Origin of the sequence: Craterilacuibacter sp. (genome assembly GCF_051659485.1) — a bacterium.
In the GTDB taxonomy this organism is placed as follows: Bacteria; Pseudomonadota; Gammaproteobacteria; order Burkholderiales; family Chromobacteriaceae; genus Craterilacuibacter.
In genome coordinates this window covers 1-1782 of sequence record NZ_JBOFOO010000244.1, presented here as the reverse complement: position 1 = coordinate 1782, position 1782 = coordinate 1, and the positions used below count along the sequence as shown (strand labels likewise).

Annotated in this window: 1 protein-coding gene; it reads right to left on the bottom strand. The window is 63.4% G+C overall.

What is annotated here, in order from left to right; translation table 11 throughout:
• Positions 1-222: 222 nt before the first annotated feature.
• The coding region (locus tag ACRC1E_RS08525; protein WP_438514673.1) for an acyl-CoA dehydrogenase at positions 223-1782 on the bottom strand (1560 nt) is incomplete at its 5' end.

Below are 1782 nucleotides of genomic sequence, written 5' to 3'. Positions count from 1 at the left end.
ATGTGCAGCACCCGGGCGAGGATGGCACGCTGGCTGTGCCCACCAGCGCCTGGCCGGCCAGCCAGAGCGACAGCAGTGCCAAGGCCCGTCCGCGCTCGGCCACCGTGGTCGTCACGCGTATTGATGGCGGCGTGATCGGCGTTTAAGTCCGCAGCAGCGTCTTCACACGCAAAAACGCCACGGCAAGCCGTGGCGTTTTTTGCTTTACGGATCAAGTTGCGATCAGAACAGGTTTTCCGGCATTTCCAGCACACTGCCGGCACCATTGATGATGCTATCGGCGAGGCCGGTAACCTGGGGCAGCAGGTGCTCGCCATAGAAACGGGCGGTGATGATCTTGGCCGACATAAAATCGGTATCGGCATCCTCGCCAGCCAGTTGCGTCTGGGCGATCAGCGCGGCGCGCCCCATCTGCCAGCCACCCAGCACGATCCCCATCAGCTTGAGGAAAGGCACCGATCCGGCAGCGGCCAGTTGCGGATTCTGCTTGAAGGTGTCAAGGATAAACGCCACGCAACGCTCGGCATCCTTGGCCGCAGCCAGCAGATTGGCCGACAGGCTAGGCAGGCTGGCCGCCAGTTTGCTGGCGACCAGCTTGGTTTCTTCCAACAGCGCCAGCGCGGTGACACCGCCTTCGCTGAAGGTCTTGCGACCGATCAGGTCGAGACCATGGATGCCGGTGGTGCCTTCGTAGATGGCGGTGATGCGCGCATCACGCATGTACTGGGCGACGCCGGTTTCTTCGATAAAGCCCATGCCGCCGTGAACCTGCACGCCCAGGCTGGTGATTTCATTCGCCTGTTCGGTGTTCCAGCCTTTAACGATAGGAATCAGGAAGTTGACCAGCGCCTGATTGCGGGCGGCCTCTTCGGCAACCGGGTGACGGGCGGCACGGTCCATGGCTGCCGCGGCGACACAGGCCAGTGCGCGCTGTGCTTCGATCTGGGCGCGCATGGTCATCAGCATGCGGCGCACATCCGGGTGGCGGATGATGGCGACGCCGGCGGGGTCTGGCGAGCCGACGGCGCGGCTTTGCACCCGATCACGCGCATATTCGACTGCCTTCTGGTAGGCACGCTCGGACACGGCCATGCCTTCGACGCCCACGCCCAGACGCGCGTGGTTCATCATGGTGAACATATAGCCCAGGCCCTTGTTGGCCTCGCCCACCAGATAGCCCACGGCACCGCCTTCGTCACCGAAGCTCATCACGGCAGTCGGGCTGCCGTGAATGCCCAGCTTGTGTTCCAGCGACACGCAGTGCACATCGTTGCGTGCACCCAGACTACCGTCGGCATTAATCAGGAACTTGGGCACCACAAACAGCGAGATGCCCTTCACCCCGGCCGGTGCATCCGGCAGGCGGGCCAGCACCAGGTGGATAATATTATCCGCCATATCGTGCTCGCCCCAGGTGATGAAGATCTTCTGGCCGCTGACCTTGTAGCTGCCGTCGCCTGCCGGGATCGCCTTGGAGCGCACCTGAGCCAGATCGGAGCCGGCCTGCGGCTCGGTCAGATTCATGGTGCCGGTCCACTCGCCGGTCGACATTTTCGGCAGGTACACCGCCTTCATCTCGTCACTGGCGTGATGATGAATCGCCTCGACCGCACCCAGCGTCAGCAAAGGCGCCAGCGAAAACGCGAGGTTGGCCGAACACCACATTTCTTCGGTGGCCAGCGCCACCAGTGCCGGCATGCCCTGACCGCCAAACTCGACCGGGGTACGCAGGCCGGCCCAGCCGGACTCGACATATTGCTGCCAGGCGTCCTTGAAGCCCGG